Source organism: Bartonella sp. AP36NXGY (genome assembly GCF_042195865.1).
Classification (GTDB): domain Bacteria; phylum Pseudomonadota; class Alphaproteobacteria; order Rhizobiales; family Rhizobiaceae; genus Bartonella.
The window spans coordinates 1-1,049 of sequence record NZ_JBHIPD010000114.1 but is presented as its reverse complement, the minus strand read 5'-3'; the positions used below and the strand labels follow the sequence as shown (position 1 = coordinate 1,049).

General features: G+C 42.8%; 1 pseudogene. It reads right to left on the bottom strand.

Features of this window, described 5'->3' with window-relative positions:
- Nucleotides 1-1,049 (bottom strand): annotated as a pseudogene (locus ACFINX_RS10160) (hypothetical protein); the annotation flags it as partial.

Sequence of the window (1,049 nt, the reverse complement as noted above, 5' to 3'; positions counted from 1 at the left end):
ATACCATTTATGTCTACACGTAAACTGCTTCCTTGCTCCCCTGTATGCCATTTAGTCACTGGATAACAACCAGACAAATATTGCCAAACATAACCGCAACCATCCTCACAACCGATATGCGAAATCATCCGTCTATTGTTTGTATCAACGTGTCCTCCAGACGTCTTAGGAGAAGGCGCTTGATTGCCGACAATACTGGTTGCTTGATTACTTCCATACATGCATGGCGAAAACTCATCACTCGTCAAAAATCTCTTATTAACAGACCAAAAATCAAAGGCATGATCCGCATAGCTACGATTGGTTGTAATCGGAACACCATAGGCAGACTTTGCATTTACACCTGTCCCTGATTGAAGATAAATATCAACCCAAATATTATGCCACGGATTGTAAACCATCCCTTCTGGACTACTACGTGGGCGGTGATTTAAACACCAAACAGAATTGGGCAAAACATCCCCCGCTTGATAACCCGATAAGAGATGACCTTCAATCTCACCAACATCCGCACATAGCGTATGAAATCCACCGATCTTTTCAGAATTATCCTTTGTATAGCCATCAGGAGCCGTCGGATTTTGCGAAATTTCAAAGGATAGCTCATTCGTCTGATCTTTTAAGATGAGATATATATAATAATCCTTTCCTGCTTCAAGATCTTCGTCAAAAGTCATCCTTCCACGCCCTGGAATGCGGTAAAAGAGGTACCTACCCCCATTCTCTTCACCATGATAAAAGCGAAAACATGCCCCTTCATTGATCACAAGACCTTTTCTATTTTTCGGATCGGCTTCCAGAATTCTGTCAGGTTGATGAAAACGCACATTCTCTAAAAAATTAGTGGAAAGAGAACCTACCTTACTTTGAAGTTCAGAAAGACTGTCACTGTTCCTCTGTGCCTTCTCTTGAACTTCTGTCAATGCACTCTTCGCTTCTTCCGCTAACACTTTTGCCTCAGAGGCGGCTGTATTCGCAGAATTTGTCGTTGCTGTCACCGTGTCTAATGAACTCTTGACCTCTCCAAGCCCTTGCTTCGTCGTATCAGC